Origin of the sequence: Nonomuraea maritima (assembly GCF_900100395.1) — a bacterium.
Taxonomy (GTDB): Bacteria; Actinomycetota; Actinomycetes; order Streptosporangiales; family Streptosporangiaceae; genus Nonomuraea; species Nonomuraea maritima.
The window spans coordinates 661,399-675,224 of sequence record NZ_FNFB01000001.1; the positions used below are offsets into that span (position 1 = coordinate 661,399).

Consider the following 13,826-nt stretch of genomic DNA (forward strand, 5'->3'; position numbering starts at 1 on the left):
GCGCCCCCTCGGGGTGCGTACGGACAGTGGTTGCCTTTGGTCGATGGGTGCGGGCATTGCACGCACCGCCCAACCACGCGGCTGAGGTGCCGGCCTGCGGCGGCGCGGACGTCAAGCGCTTCGCTGAGCGCGCGGCACAGACAGCGAGCACCTCTCCAGTGGAGGGGCGCAGACATGGGGTGCTTCGCTCAATGGACGGCGCTGGAGTAGTGGCCTACAAGTGGTACGGACATTGAGCGCTTCGCTCAACGTGCGGTGCGAGCGCCTCCAGGTACAGCCTCCTGGTACAGAGGAGGGGACGTTCGACGCTTCGCTCAATGGACACAGCCAGAGTGCCTGCCTACGCACAGCTCGGACATTGAACCCTCGACCAGCGCGCGACGCAGACGCTAGGCGCCCCCTCAGCAGAGCACGCGGACAGTACCGCTTCTCTCAATGGGAGCAGCCAGGGTGCTGGAGCGCTTGCCCACACCGCGCCGCTCCGTTGAGCGCTTCGCTCAGCGGAGCGACGCGGGCAATGACGCATCGCTCAATGAACGCACCCGCGGTGCCGGCCTACGCGCGGACGGACGTTGAGCGCTTCGCTCAGCGTCCGTCGATGTCGCGCAGCCCGGCGGGTGAGTCGCCTTCCGAGGGAACGCGCCCCCACCCGCACGCCCCCGCAGGTACGGCAGACCCAGTTGCCTGCCGTACCGTTCGGAGCGTCAGACCTCGAGCACCACTGGGATGATCATGGGACGCCGGCGATAGGTGTCGCTCACCCAACGCCCCACTGTGCGCCGGACCACCCGGCGGATCTCCTGCATGTCCACCACGCCGTCCGCGGCCTTCTCCTCGAGGGCGCGCTGGATCTGCGGGATGAACCCCTCGAACTGCTGGGGGTCGATGCCCGATCCGCGTGCGTGGATCTCGGGCCCGGCGGTGAGCTTGCCGGTGCTGGAGTCGACGACGACGACCACGGAGATGAACCCCTCGTCGCCGAGGATCCTGCGGTCCTTCAACGAGGTGTCGGTGATCTCACCCACCGACGAGCCGTCGACGTAGACGTACCCGGCGTGCACGGCACCGACGATCTTCGCCCTGCCGTCGACCAGGTCGACCACGACGCCGTCCTCAGCGATCACGATGTGGTCGTCGGGCACGCCGGTGAGGGCCGCCAGCTTCGCATGCGCTCGCAGATGACGCCACTCTCCGTGGACGGGCATGAAGTTGGACGGCCTGGTCAGGTTCAGGACGTACAACAGCTCGCCCGCGGCCGCATGGCCGGAGACGTGCACCTTCGCGTTGCCCTTGTGCACGACCCGGGCGCCCCACCTGGTCAGCCCGTTGATGACCTTGTTGACCGCAGTCTCGTTGCCCGGCACGAGAGACGACGCCAGCAGCACCGTGTCGCCCTCGGCGATACGGATCGGATGGTCACGATTGGCCATCCGCGACAGCGCCGCCATGGGCTCGCCCTGGGAGCCGGTGCAGACGAGCACCACGTCCTCCGGCGGCCATTCCTCGATGTCACGCGCGTCGACGATCAGCCCCGGCGGCACCTTGAGGTAGCCCAGGTCGCGGGCCACCCCCATGTTGCGCACCATGGAACGTCCGACGAGGGCCACCTTGCGGCCGTGCCGCGCGGCGGCGTCCATGACCTGCTGGATGCGGTGCACGTGCGACGCGAAGCTGGCCACGATGACCCGCTGCTCGGATGTCCGGATCACCTCGTCGATGACCGGTGCGATCTCGCGTTCGCTGGTGACGAAGCCCGGCACCTCCGCGTTGGTGGAGTCGGACATCAGCAGGTCGACGCCCTCCGTGCCGAGCCTGGCGAAGCCGCCGAGGTCGGTGAGACGACCGTCGCTCGGCAACTGGTCCATACGGAAGTCGCCGGTGTGCAGCACGATGCCCGCCGGTGTCCTGATGGCCACGGCGAGCGCGTCGGGGATCGAGTGGTTGACCGCGAGGAACTCGCAGTCGAACGGTCCGAAGACCTGCCGTTCCCCCTCGACGACCTCGACCTTGGTGGGCTGGATCCTGTGCTCGGTGAGCTTCGCCTCGATGAGCGCGAGCGTGAGCCTCGACCCGATGAGCGGAATGTCGCGCCGCTCGCGCAACAGGTAGGGGACCGCCCCGATGTGGTCCTCGTGCGCATGCGTGAGGACCACCGCCTCGACGTCGTCGAGCCGGTGCCTGATGTACTCGAAGTCAGGCAGGATGAGGTCGACACCCGGTTGGTCGGGCTCGGGGAACAACACCCCGCAGTCGACGATCAGCAGGCGGCCCTCGTACTCGAAGACCGCCATGTTCCTGCCGATCTCCCCCAGTCCGCCGAGCGCGACGATGCGCAGGCCGCCTTCCGGCAGCGCGGGCGGAGGGCCAAGCTCCGGATGTGGATGGCTCATGCCTGGCCCCCTTGGATAGATCTTGTTCTCAAAACTCCCGGTTCCTCCCCGCTTCTATGCGTCTGTCAACTTCACCCCGCCGGCTACCAGGCAAGCACGCAGCTCGGCGATTTGCTTTTGTGTGGCGTCCACGAGAGGCAGCCGCACTGGGCCGACCGGCATCCCGACCAGGCCCAGGGCCGCCTTCGCCATGATCGCGCCGCCCGCGCGGAGCATGATGCCGTCGACCACGGGATTCAGCTGCTCGTGAATCGTCCGGGCCTGCTCCACCTCACCGCTCCTGAACAAGGAGATCATCCGCGCGAGCTCCGCACCCACCACGTGCCCGACCACGCTGACGAACCCGGCGGCGCCCAGGGAGAGCCACGCGAGGTTGAGCAGGTCGTCACCTGAGTAGAACGCGAGATCCGTCGCGATCATTACCTGGCCGGCGGCAAAGAGATCACCCTTCGCGTCCTTCACGGCCACGATGCGGTCGTGCTGCGCCAAACGGATCAACGTCTCAGTCTGAATCGGTACGCCACTCCGGCCCGGAATGTCGTAGAGCATCACAGGAAGATCAGTAGCATCGGCGACAGCGGTGAAGTGCCGGTAAAGGCCCTCCTGCGGAGGCTTGTTGTAATAAGGCGTCACCACGAGGAGACCGTGCGCACCGGCATCCGCCGCCTGCTTGGCGAGTTCGATGCTGTGGCGGGTGTCATTGGTTCCCGCGCCCGCGACCACGGTCGCGCGGTCACCGACCGCTTCCAGGACGGCGCTCACCAGGCGCCGCTTCTCGTCATCCGTCGTGGTGGGCGACTCGCCGGTCGTCCCGTTAACGATCAAACCGTCATGGCGCTGCTCGTCGACCAGATAGGTGGCAAGACGTTGCACGGCCTCAAAATCGACCTCGCCGTCAGAGGTGAACGGCGTGACCATCGCGGTCAGCATACGGCCGAAGGGCGCGTCGGTGGTTCCAGTTGGCGATGCCATAGTGGGAACGGTACCCGGATTCGGAAATCCGTTGGACGCCGCCACCCCGCTTTGCCTGCCTGGAGCCGCTTTTTGCTCCTTTCGCCAGCATCGCGAAGGGTGACCTCCAAGCCACAGCAGGCTCACCGCCGGCACAGCTGATCGCAAGGAGGACGAGGCCACCCCCACGTCCCGGACTCGATCAAGAGGCGCGCCCGCGGCACCGCAGGAAGCCGGAGCCGAGCGCCGCGCTCCGGTGCGTGACATGGCCGTCCGCCTCCGAGCCCGGCGAGACCGAGCCGCCGGTACGGGCAATGGCAGAGGTCGTCGATATGTGCTCGGGGGTACACACATCGACGACCTCTACCGGAGAATCGCTGTCCCTTACATCTGCGTTACAGGGTTTCTCCGATAATTTTCCACCATCGCAAAGTTGGGGCTCCAACGCTCATCGATGACGGTCGGTTACCTGCCGAATACGGCAACATGGGGCAACGCCTCACACGAACCCCCCAGGGATGGACTAGTGGCCACCTCAGATCCGGTCTACCTGCGTGTCGTCGAAGACATCCGGCGACAGATCACCGACGGCACCCTTCCCCCCGGTGCGCCCATTCCGTCACGGGCGCAATTGACGCGCAAATACCAGGTAGGCGAGACCGCAGCCCGACACGCGCTCCGCGTACTCGCCAGCGAGGGTCTCATCATCGGCCGGGTGGGCTCGGGGCACTACGTCAGGGAACGCCCCGACCTCACACCACTCCACCGCTGGCGCTTCCTTGATCACCCTGCCTCCTTCGCCGCCGACCTGCAGTCCCAGGGACGGCGTGTGACGTGGGACTGGCACAGCGAGCCGGTCGAAGCCGGACCCACGATCGCCAGGCGACTTCGCCTGCCCGAGTCGTCCGCGCTGACCCGCACGCGGTACGTCTACCGCGGCGACGGGAAACCGCTCCAGCTCGCCACGTCCTTCGAGCCGAGGGAGTTCGCCCCCCACTCCGACGACGAGCGGCGCAGCCTGGTCGCGCGGCTGTACGCGCACGGCATAAAGGTCACCGAGGTCGTCGAGAGCGTCCACAGCCGCGTCCCCCGCCCGGCGGAGAGCGACGCGCTGCAGCTCGCGGCCGGCGTCCACGTGCTGCACATCGAACGCACCCACTGGGCCGGCGACCGCCCGGTGGAGACGAGCGACATCGTCATCCCGGGCGACCGCTTCCGCGTCACGTACAGCATGCCCCTCTGAGCACACGGGGCTCCGGGCGAGCACCCCGGAGCCCTTCGGTGGCGAGCCGGAGACAGCGTGACGGGCGCGTGGCATCGCCGTGTCCGAGAACGAGCCTCATCATCACCTGAACCGAGCCGAGCGTCGCTTGTCACCAGAAGAGTGTTCAGGGACGCTGGGGCTCCATTTTCATTCACCGTATGCGCGGCGGAGAATTTCGCGCGACCAGTCGATGACCTCCTGAGCGAGCTCAACCGAATCCGCAGCACAACGGAGCGAACCGCCGCAGCAAAGCGGATTTGTGGCAAATGCGCAGGTCAAAGAATGTCGGTGGCCGTTGGTAGAACGGCCGCGGAGGTTGTCGATGCGAGTGAAAGACCTGTCGAAGAGTGACCGTCCGCGCGAACGGCTCCTGTCGAGCGGTGCCGCCGCGCTGGCCGACCGCGAGCTCCTGGCCGTGCTGCTCGGCTCCGGCTTCAGAGGGGCGAGCGCGCTCGATCTGGCCAGCCAGGTGATCGAGCAGTGCGGAGACCTCGATGCGCTGGGCCGTTCAGACCCGCACCGGCTGCTCACGCTGCGCGGCATCGGCCCGGCCAAGGCCGCCCGGGTGAGCGCGGCCTTCCACCTGGCACGCCGGGCGGAGGCGAGGCCAGAACGCGAACGGATCACGAGCACGACCGACCTCGCGCAGGCGTGCGCGCCGCTCCTGCGCGGCCGGGCCCAGGAGTGCCTTGTCCTGGTGGTCTGCGACACCCGTGGCCGGCTGCTCAGACGTACGGTCATGACCCAGGGCGACAGCGAGCGGACGGTCATGCCGGTGCGTCAGGTCATCACCGAGGTGCTCACCTCCGGAGGCGCGCTGTTCGGGCTCGCCCACAACCACCCCGGCGGATCGCTGGAGCCCAGCCGGGAAGACGTCGAAGCCACGATCAGGCTGACCGAGGCCGCCGAGACGGTCGGTCTTCGCTTACTCGATCACGTGATCATCACAGACACGGGCTGGAGGCGGATTCCCACCTGAACCCGGCGCATCCTCACTGTCACCAGCGGCGCGAGCCCGCGCACCACCGGGGGGCGGATTCCTACCTAAATCACGTACACCACGGATGATCAACCCACCCCACGGCAAAGGCCATGATCTTATGCATAGCTCCGAACCCCGGTTTTCCAAGGGACCGTCATGAGAATCTAATGCCGCGGGCAGGCCGCCTGACGAGGTCAGCCGGTTCCGGCCCGTGACAACGTGGTCCAGCGCCTTGCGGGTCTCGCCCCGAGGGTTGGTCACGTCCGCGAACTCGCGTCGACCTCAGGGCGGGCCCATTCCCTCCATCTCAGGGTTCGGGCCGGCGCGCCGCCCCGGGGGCCGGCTCGACGAAGCGGGGTGAGTCACTGACGACCGCATGTTCGTGCAGCCGTCAAGGTGTCCGGCTCGTTCGGCGGCATCGAACGGACCTGACACGCCATCTCACCCTGGTCGCCGTACGAGGCGAATGCCCCGTACGGCGGCGAAGCGGCACCCGAAGCCCTCCCTAGGGTCGCCGTGGCACAAAGCCGGACTGCCCAGCACGTCCCCCTCCACAGTCCGGCGTCGCACCAAGGTGGGCGGCCATCGCATGCATGGTCCTCATGAACTGCGCCTTCTCATGAGACCGCGATGGCCGCCTACCGCGCCGCCTCACCGTCACGACGCTCGCGGGCCCCGGCAGCGGACAACCCGAGACCCTCTAGAAGACGGGGATGATGTCCTCGGGGTCGATGAAGTCGACCTCCACCCCTTCGAGGTCCAGCTCCGGGATGGCCGGGAAGGCGATCCCCCAGCGTTCGACGATCGCGCGGACGCGCGCCATGGCGACGCGCCAGTTCTCCGCCTGCTCGTCGTACGACAGCACACCCAGGCCCGCGTCGCGGGCGTGGTCCATGAGGACGCGGTGGTTGTGCAGGAAGTACGGCGGCAGTTCCCAGAAGCCGTCCGGCGGCTCCCAGAGGATCATGCTGAGGAAGACGAACCCGGCCCGCAGCTGACGGGTGATGAGGCCGCGGGTCTCGTCGGTGAGGCCCGGCCACTCGTTCTCCAGGATGGTCATGCAGATCTGCAGGTGACGTGACTCGTCCCGGCCGATGCGCTGGAACATCTCGCTGAAGACCGGGTGGTGGGTGCCCGAGGCCATGCCCCTGAAGAGGGTCGAGGCGGCCATCTCGCCCATCATGAAGCTCGTGAACAGCACCGGCAGCGTGTACTTGCCGACGGCCGAGTTGTAGCCGTTCCAGTAGCGGCCGCCGTTGTGGTACAGCCAGCCGATGTTGTTGTGGGCGGCCGCTTCGAGGTCGTCGGCCGGGGTCCAGTCGAGGGGGCCGCCTGGCCAGATCTTGGCGATGGTGCGCTGGCAGCACTCCTCGTGGTTCATCTCGTCACGGGTGATCGAGAAGAAGCACTTCCTGACCGGGTCCTCTTCATGTTTCTCGAACGCGTGGATCGTGGCCCGGGCGAACACCGCCGGACCTGACGCGTCGAAGTTCGCCAGCACCGAGAACCAGTACATGATGCCGAGACGTTGTTCACGCGTGAAGTCGTCAGGGTTCAGATCGTCCCAGGGCAGGTCTGCCGGGTTCCAGACCGTCCGCTTGGACTTCTCGTAGATGGCGGCGAGCTTCTCGGTCTCCACCCGCCATTCCATGGGGTAGATGTTCGGCTGCGGAATCTCCGGCGCCGGCCAGAAACCGCCTTCAGGGACAGTGAGGTCCGCCATGGTGTGACACCTCCTCTCCCATCCTGCGTGGCGGCGTCACGGCTTTCAAGTACGGGCGCGCTGGGTGACGGCGACACAGACGAGCACCGCGAGGGCCGCAGCCACCGTCACCGGGTCGAACCGCTCCCCCATCAGGAACCATGCCCACACGAGGACCAGCAGCGGCTGGACGAGCTGGGTCTGCCCGGCGCGGGCGATGCCTCCCATGGCCAGGCCCGCATACCAGGGGACGAAGGCGAGGAACATGGAGATCACCGACACGTACGCGAACCCCGCCACCGCCTCGGGCGTGGGTGCGACCGGGGTGGTCAGTGCCAGCACCGCTGTCACGGGGACGGACACCGGCAGCGACAGGACGAGGGTCTGGGAGATGACCTGCCAGCCCGGGGCCCGTCGCGACAGGCGTCCGCCTTCGGTGTAGCCGACCGCGGCCGACAGCAGGGCGCCGAGGAGCAGCAGGTCGGGCCAGGAGGCGTGGCTCTGCTGCCGGGTGAGGGTGAAGGCGGTGATGGCGAGCGCGCCGGCCGTACAGGCCGCCCAGAACAGTGGACGCGGGCGTTCGCCGGTCCGCAGCACCGCGTACACGGCCGTGGCGGCCGGGAGCAGGCCGGTGACGACGGCGGCGTGGGACGTGCTCGCGCCGAGGTCCAGGGCGAGACCGCTCAGGGCGGGGAAGCCGAGGACGACACCGAGGGCGATCAGGACGTGCGCCGGAAGGTCACGCCTCGAAGGGAGCAGCGGGCGGCGGGCGACCACCAGGCAGATCAGGGCCAGCGCCCCGGCCACGGCCGCCCGTCCGGTCGCCACCAGCCAGGGGTCGAAGCCCCGCATGGCGTGGACGGTGGCGGGAAACGACCCGGAGAACGCCAGCACCCCGAGGAGCGCCAGGGCCGTACCACGCCGCCTCTCCCGCGACGGCACGTCAGGCCCCTGCCCGCCCCGGTCGGGCGGCGGGAGCGTTACTCCACTCGGCGCAGTAGCGCTATCCTCATATTTCATGGAAAACGATAGCAGTATCGCGCATGTCGCCGCGATCCTGCGCGAAGAGGCCGACCGGCTGGGGCCGGGCGGGCGGTTGCCGTCCAGCCGCGAGATCATGCGGCGCCACAACGTCAGCCCCGTCACCGTGTCACGGGCCATAGGCAGGCTCGCCGGCGAGGGCCGCGTGGTGGCCAGGCCCGGCAGCGGGGTGTTCGTGACCGTCCGCCGGCCGTCCGACCGGAGCGACACCGCCGCCGACCTTTCCTGGCAGACCGTGGCGCTCGGCGACCGGGTGGTGGACGACGACCCCGTGGCGACCCTGCTGCAGCCAGCGCCCGAGGGCGTGGTGCCGCTCACCGGCGGTTACCTGCGCGCGGATCTGCGGCCTGACAGGCAACTGGCCGCCGCGGCGACGCGGGCCGTACGCCGTCCTGAGGCATGGGCGATGCCGCCGCTGACGGGCCTGCCGGAGTTGCGACGGTGGTTCGCGGCGCAGGCCGGGGGCGACGTGACCGGGGCTGACGCACTGATCGTGAGCGGAGGTCAGGCGGCGCTCACGCACGCGTTCCGGGCGCTGGCGGCACCCGGCACGCCCCTGCTGGTCGAGACGCCCACGTATCCAGGAGCGCTGGCGGCGGCCAGAGCGGCCGGGCTGCGCGCCACCGCGGTGCCGACGGACCGCGACGGCGTGCGCCCCGACCTGCTCGCCGAGGCGTTCGCCGTCACCGGGGCGCGGGTGTTCTTCTGCCAGCCCACACTGCACAACCCCACCGGCGCGACGATGCCGCCGGAGCGGCGCGAGCAGGTGCTGCAGGTGGCCAGGGCCGCCGGCGCGTTCGTGGTGGAGGACGATTTCGCCCGCTACCTCACCGAGCAGCCGCCGCCGTCACTGGCCTCCATGGACGCACACGGCACCGTGGTCCACGTCGTCTCGCTGACGAAGATCCTCTCGCCGAGCATGCGGATCGCCGCGGTGATCGCCCGTGGCCCTGCCGCCCACCGGCTGCGCGCGAGCCAGCTCGTGGAGTCGTTCTTCGTGGCACGGCCCCTGCAGGAGACCGCGCTGGAGTTCGTCGGCGCCCCGGTGTGGGGGCGGCACCTGGCGGCCGTGCACGCCGAGATCCGAGCCCGCCGCGACGAGCTGACGGCCGCGCTGGCGGCGCACATCCCGGCGGCCGAGCCGTACCTGCTGCCGATCGGCGGGATGCACCTGTGGGTACGCCTGCCCACCGAGGTGGAGGAGGGCGCGCTGGTGGAGGTCGCCCGGCGCAGGGGCGTGCTGGTGAGCCCGGGGCGGATGTACCACGCGTCCGAGCCGCCCGGCCCGTACCTGCGTCTCACGCACATGGCCGCCGCCCATCCGGCCGAGCTGCACGAGGGCGTACGGCGCCTGGCCGCGGCCCTGGCGGAGGTCACCGGCGAGTAGAGTCGCCAGGCGAGCTCGCGTCAACGGTCGTTCATCTGCGCGTCCGGATACCGTTCTTGGGCGTGGTGTTCTATGCGGGTGTGCGGCAATCGCACCGAGACGCGCGCATACCGGGCGAGGAAGCAGGGTTCGCGTCGTCTCCTAGGGTCAAACACCGATACGGTGTAACCCGTGCCTTGTGGCATGGACGGCAGGCGAAGGAGCGGGCCGAGATGGCAGACGTAGGCGTCCGGGCGGCCCGGCGCGAGGATGTACTCCAGGTGGCGAATTGTCAGATCCGCGCCTGGCGTTACGGCTACCGGGACTTCCTCCCCGAGGGCCCACTCGAGCAGATGACGGGCCCGGCAGCCGAGAAGATGTGGCTACGCCAGTGGGACGAGGCGATCGTCGCCCCGCCCAGCCCCAGACACCGTGTGCTGGTGGCGGTGGAGACCATCCTCGACACCGAGGGTTTCCCCGCGCTCGGCGCGGGAGGCAGCGCCGCGCTGGTCACGCCCCGCGGCGGTGAGCGCGTGGTGGGGCTCGCCTCGCACGCTCCCGCGGAAGACCCCGACCTCGATCCCAGCGTGGTGGCCGAGATGCTGACGCTGCTGGTCGACCCCGACTTCGTCCGCCGGGGCCACGGCAGCCGCCTGCTCAACGCCACGGTCGACTACCTGCGCGAGGACGGCTACCAGCAGATCGTGACCTGGGTGTTCGCCGACAACTACGCTGTGCTCGGCTTCCTGGAGTCGGCAGGCTGGGGCGAGGACATGGCCGAACGCGTCCTCGACATGGGCCGCCCGATCCGGATGGTCCGGCTCACCACAGACATCAGCTAGTCAGAGGTCGAAGAACGAGAATGGCAACCCCAGGCCAGTGGATCGCGGGCGCCCGCCCGCGTACCTTGCCCAACGCGATCGTGCCCGTGATGGTGGGCACGGGCGTGGCCATCGGCGAGAGCGGGTTCGTGTGGTGGCGGGCCGTCCTGGCCCTGCTCGTCGCGCTGTCGATGCAGATCGGCGTCAACTACGCCAACGACTACAGCGACGGCATCCGCGGCACCGACGACCAGCGGGTCGGCCCGATGCGGCTCGTGGGCTCGCGCGCGGCCACCCCGAAGCAGGTGCTGGCCGCCGCGCTCGGCAGCTTCGCGGTCGCGGCAGTGCTGGGGCTCGTCCTGGTGGTCGTCACGCAGGCGTGGTGGGTGCTGCTGGTCGGCGCCGCGTGCATCGCCGCCGGCTGGTTCTACACCGGCGGCAAACGCCCGTACGGCTACCGCGGCCTGGGCGAGCTGGCGGTGTTCGTGTTCTTCGGCGTCGTCCCCGTGGTGGGCACCGCGTACGTACAGACCGAGCAGCTGAGCTGGGCCGCGCTGGCCGCGTCCATCCCGGTCGGGCTGCTGTCGTGCTCGATGCTCGTGGTCAACAACCTGCGCGACGTCCACACCGACGGCCAGTCGGGCAAGCAGACGCTCGCGGTGCGGCTCGGCCCCGAGCGCACCCGCCTGCTCTACGTGGCCTGCCAGATCGTGCCGTTCGCGGTGGCGCTCGCGATGATCCCGATCACGCCGCTGGCGGCCCTGGTGGTGCTCGCCGCGCCCCTCGCCGTCTCCCCCATCCGCACCGTGCGCGCCAAGGCCGTCGGCCCGGCCCTCATCGCGGTGCTGCAGCAGACGGGCAAGCTGCAGATGGCGTACGGGCTGCTGTTCGCGGTGGGGCTGTCGATCGTCTTCTGATCCCCGTACCGTGGGTCAGGTGAGGGACTTCATCGCCGGCCTGCCCAAGGCCGAGCTCCACCTGCACATCGAGGGCACGCTGGAGCCGGAGCTCAAGTTCGAGCTGGCCGCGCGCAACGGCCTGGAACTGCCGTACGCGAACGTCGAGGAGATGCGGGCGGCCTACACCTTCGACAGCCTGCCGTCATTCCTGCGGATCTACTACGAGGGCATGGAGGTGCTGCGCACCGAGCCCGACTTCTACGACCTCGCCATGGCCTACCTGCGCAAGGCGGCCGAGCAGAACGTCCGCTACGCGGAGATCTTCTTCGACCCGCAGGCCCACACCTCGCGCGGGGTGCCGTTCGACGTGGTCGTCCGCGGGCTGCGGCGGGCGCTCATGGACGCGCACGCGCGGCTCGGCGTGCGGGCCCAGCTCATCATGTGCTTCCTGCGCGACTTCCAGGCCGAGTACGCGATGGCGACCCTGCTGGAGTCGCTGCCGTACAAGGAGTGGATCGTGGGCGTCGGGCTCGACTCCGACGAGCACGGCAACCCGCCGCGCAAGTTCGCGGCCGTGTACGAGCGGGCCCGGCAGGAGGGCTACCTGCTGACCATGCACTGCGACGTCGACCAGGACGACGCCGTCGAGCACATCCGCCAGGCCGTCGAGGAGATCGGCGTCGACCGGATCGACCACGGCGTCAACCTCCTCGAGGACACCGGGCTGGTGGAGGAGGTCATGAAGCGCGGCATGGGGCTGACCTGCTGTCCGATCTCCAACGGCTTTGTCACCCCGACCATGAAGGCGGAGGCCATCCGCAAACTGATCGACCTCGGCGTACGGGTCACGATCAACTCCGACGACCCGGCGTACTTCTCCGGCTACGTCCAGGAGAACCTGGAGGCGCTGCAGGAGGCGCTCCAGCTCACCCCGGGTGAGCTCGCCGACCTGGAGCGCAACGCCTTCGAGATCGCCTGGCTGCCGCGCCACCTCAAGGACGCCTACCTCGCCGAGATCGACGCGTACGCGTCCTGAGCCTTCAGGACGTCGCGCACATCACCACGCGCGGCGCGACCTCGATGCCGAGCTCACGTTCGTGCTCCACGAGGGCGCGCAGCTCCGGCCCCCACTCAGGCTCGGGCAGCACGCTGAAGCCGTGCCGCGCGTACCAGGGCGCGTTCCACGGCACGTCGCGGTAGGTCGTCAGCGTCACGGCGGGCGCCCCGACCGCCCGCGCGTGGTCGAGCACGGCGGCCACCAGCCGCCCGCCGATGCCCTGGCGCATACTGTCGGGACGGACGGCCAGCTGGTCGAGGTGGACGTTGCCGTCGGCCCACCCGATCAGCGCGAACCCGGCCGGCGGCTCGCCCTCGACCAGCACGCTCCCCGGGTCGTCAACCTCTTCGATCATGGTGGTGCCGGGCGGGAAGACGATGCCCACCTGCTCGAACAGCTTGTCGGCGGCCAGTTCCACGGCCACCAGTTCGGGCAGCTCACCCGCATCGGCCCATCGCACCATGGCGACACGATCTCACGTTCGGGGCGGGCCGGTCAGCCCGTATTAGGGTTGATGATCGCGAGCCCGGCTGTGCGGAGCATGGGCCCTCTCCTCACGACGTGCCCACGACCCACCGGTGGTGGGCACGTCGTGAGCCGTGACGCGATCAGAGGTCGAGCAGCGGTTCGAGGCCGATCGTCAGGCCCGGCAGCTCGCGCACCCTGCGCACGCCCAGCAGCACACCCGGCGCGAACGCGGCCCGGCTCATCGTGTCGTGGCGGATCGTGAGGATCTCGCCGTCGCCGCCGAGCAGCACCTCCTGATGGGCGATCAGCCCGGACAGGCGCACCGCGTGGACCTGCACCCCGCCGACATCGGCCCCTCTGGCTCCGTCGAGCGCCGTCGTCGTCGCGTCGGGCATCGGGCCGAGACCCGCCTTGGCCCGCGCCTCGGCCACCAGCTCCGCCGTACGGCGGGCCGTGCCGGACGGCGCGTCGGCCTTGTTGGGGTGGTGCAACTCGACGATCTCGACGGACTCGAAGTGCCGAGCCGCCTGCTGCGCGAAGTGCATCATGAGCACGGCCGCGATGCCGAAGTTGGGGGCGATCAGGCAGTTGGTGCCCGGAGTGGCCGCCAGCCACCCGCGCACGGTCTCCAGCCGGCCCTCGTCGAAGCCGGTCGTGCCGACGACCGGATGGATGCCGTGGCCGATGGCCCACTCGAGGTTTCCCATGACGACGTCGGGGTGGGTGAAGTCGACCACCACCTGCGCGCCGTCGAGCCCCTCGATGGGGTCGTCCTTGTCGAGCGCGGCCACCAACTCCATGTCGGTGGCCGCCTCAACCGCTTTGCACACCTCGGCGCCCACGCGACCGCGGGCGCCGAGCACACCTACCCTGATCACAGGGAGA

Annotated in this window: 12 protein-coding genes and 1 pseudogene; 7 read left to right on the top strand and 6 right to left on the bottom strand. The window is 69.3% G+C overall.

The window, feature by feature from the left end; genetic code table 11:
- Positions 1 to 704: 704 nt before the first annotated feature.
- Entirely contained in the window at positions 705 to 2,390 is a 1,686-nt protein-coding gene (locus BLR04_RS03085; protein WP_090759269.1) for a ribonuclease J, read from the bottom strand.
- Between the two features lie 54 nt (positions 2,391 to 2,444).
- Positions 2,445 to 3,362, bottom strand: a complete 918-nt coding sequence (dapA, locus tag BLR04_RS03090; protein ID WP_090759272.1) for a 4-hydroxy-tetrahydrodipicolinate synthase — start codon at positions 3,360 to 3,362, stop codon at positions 2,445 to 2,447.
- Positions 3,363 to 3,867: 505 nt separating this feature from the next.
- Between dapA and BLR04_RS03095 the strand changes: the two genes are divergently transcribed.
- Positions 3,868 to 4,584: a GntR family transcriptional regulator gene (locus BLR04_RS03095; RefSeq protein ID WP_090759274.1), complete on the top strand. Its 717-nt coding sequence runs from the start codon at positions 3,868 to 3,870 to the stop codon at positions 4,582 to 4,584.
- A 343-nt stretch (positions 4,585 to 4,927) separates the two neighbouring features.
- A complete protein-coding gene (locus BLR04_RS03100; RefSeq protein ID WP_090759276.1) occupies positions 4,928 to 5,584 on the top strand; it encodes a JAB domain-containing protein in 657 nt (218 codons plus the stop codon).
- Between the two features lie 703 nt (positions 5,585 to 6,287).
- Here the strand turns inward: BLR04_RS03100 and BLR04_RS03105 are convergent.
- Positions 6,288 to 7,310, bottom strand: coding sequence for a hypothetical protein (locus BLR04_RS03105; RefSeq protein ID WP_090759278.1), 1,023 nt, complete (start codon positions 7,308 to 7,310; stop codon positions 6,288 to 6,290).
- 45 nt (positions 7,311 to 7,355) lie between these two features.
- Entirely contained in the window at positions 7,356 to 8,231 is an 876-nt protein-coding gene (locus BLR04_RS03110) for a DMT family transporter (RefSeq protein WP_245739982.1), read from the bottom strand.
- A 76-nt stretch (positions 8,232 to 8,307) separates the two neighbouring features.
- Between BLR04_RS03110 and BLR04_RS03115 the strand changes: the two genes are divergently transcribed.
- From BLR04_RS03115 to BLR04_RS03135, 5 genes and pseudogenes are all read left to right on the top strand, one after another.
- Positions 8,308 to 9,717 (top strand): aminotransferase-like domain-containing protein, encoded by a 1,410-nt coding sequence (locus tag BLR04_RS03115; protein WP_090759281.1) that lies wholly within the window; start codon positions 8,308 to 8,310, stop codon positions 9,715 to 9,717.
- 27 nt (positions 9,718 to 9,744) lie between these two features.
- A pseudogene (locus BLR04_RS03120) lies at positions 9,745 to 9,885 on the top strand (CGNR zinc finger domain-containing protein); the annotation flags it as partial.
- Positions 9,886 to 9,929: 44 nt separating this feature from the next.
- Positions 9,930 to 10,538 carry a GNAT family N-acetyltransferase gene (locus tag BLR04_RS03125; RefSeq protein ID WP_176902904.1) on the top strand — a complete coding sequence of 203 codons (609 nt, stop codon included), beginning with the start codon at positions 9,930 to 9,932 and terminating at the stop codon, positions 10,536 to 10,538.
- A 20-nt stretch (positions 10,539 to 10,558) separates the two neighbouring features.
- Positions 10,559 to 11,434 (top strand): 1,4-dihydroxy-2-naphthoate polyprenyltransferase, encoded by an 876-nt coding sequence (locus BLR04_RS03130; protein ID WP_090759285.1) that lies wholly within the window; start codon positions 10,559 to 10,561, stop codon positions 11,432 to 11,434.
- A 19-nt stretch (positions 11,435 to 11,453) separates the two neighbouring features.
- Positions 11,454 to 12,452 carry an adenosine deaminase gene (locus BLR04_RS03135; protein WP_090759287.1) on the top strand — a complete coding sequence of 333 codons (999 nt, stop codon included), beginning with the start codon at positions 11,454 to 11,456 and terminating at the stop codon, positions 12,450 to 12,452.
- A gap of 4 nt (positions 12,453 to 12,456) precedes the next feature.
- Here BLR04_RS03135 and BLR04_RS03140 read toward each other — a convergent pair whose 3' ends face one another.
- On the bottom strand, positions 12,457 to 12,936 hold the full coding sequence (locus tag BLR04_RS03140; protein ID WP_090759289.1) for a GNAT family N-acetyltransferase: 480 nt from the start codon (positions 12,934 to 12,936) through the stop codon (positions 12,457 to 12,459).
- 145 nt (positions 12,937 to 13,081) lie between these two features.
- Positions 13,082 to 13,819, bottom strand: coding sequence for a 4-hydroxy-tetrahydrodipicolinate reductase (dapB, locus tag BLR04_RS03145; protein WP_090759291.1), 738 nt, complete (start codon positions 13,817 to 13,819; stop codon positions 13,082 to 13,084).
- Positions 13,820 to 13,826: the final 7 nt, after the last annotated feature.

Coding starts and splice junctions, on each gene's coding strand:
- BLR04_RS03100 (WP_090759276.1), top strand. CDS start 4,928: ATGCGAGTGAAAGACCTGTCGAAGAGTGACCGTCCGCGCGAACGGCTC.
- BLR04_RS03115 (WP_090759281.1), top strand. CDS start 8,308: ATGGAAAACGATAGCAGTATCGCGCATGTCGCCGCGATCCTGCGCGAA.
- BLR04_RS03130 (WP_090759285.1), top strand. CDS start 10,559: ATGGCAACCCCAGGCCAGTGGATCGCGGGCGCCCGCCCGCGTACCTTG.
- BLR04_RS03140 (WP_090759289.1), bottom strand. CDS start 12,936: ATGGTGCGATGGGCCGATGCGGGTGAGCTGCCCGAACTGGTGGCCGTG.
- BLR04_RS03085 (WP_090759269.1), bottom strand. CDS start 2,390: ATGAGCCATCCACATCCGGAGCTTGGCCCTCCGCCCGCGCTGCCGGAA.
- BLR04_RS03125 (WP_176902904.1), top strand. CDS start 9,930: ATGGCAGACGTAGGCGTCCGGGCGGCCCGGCGCGAGGATGTACTCCAG.
- BLR04_RS03105 (WP_090759278.1), bottom strand. CDS start 7,310: ATGGCGGACCTCACTGTCCCTGAAGGCGGTTTCTGGCCGGCGCCGGAG.
- dapA (WP_090759272.1), bottom strand. CDS start 3,362: ATGGCATCGCCAACTGGAACCACCGACGCGCCCTTCGGCCGTATGCTG.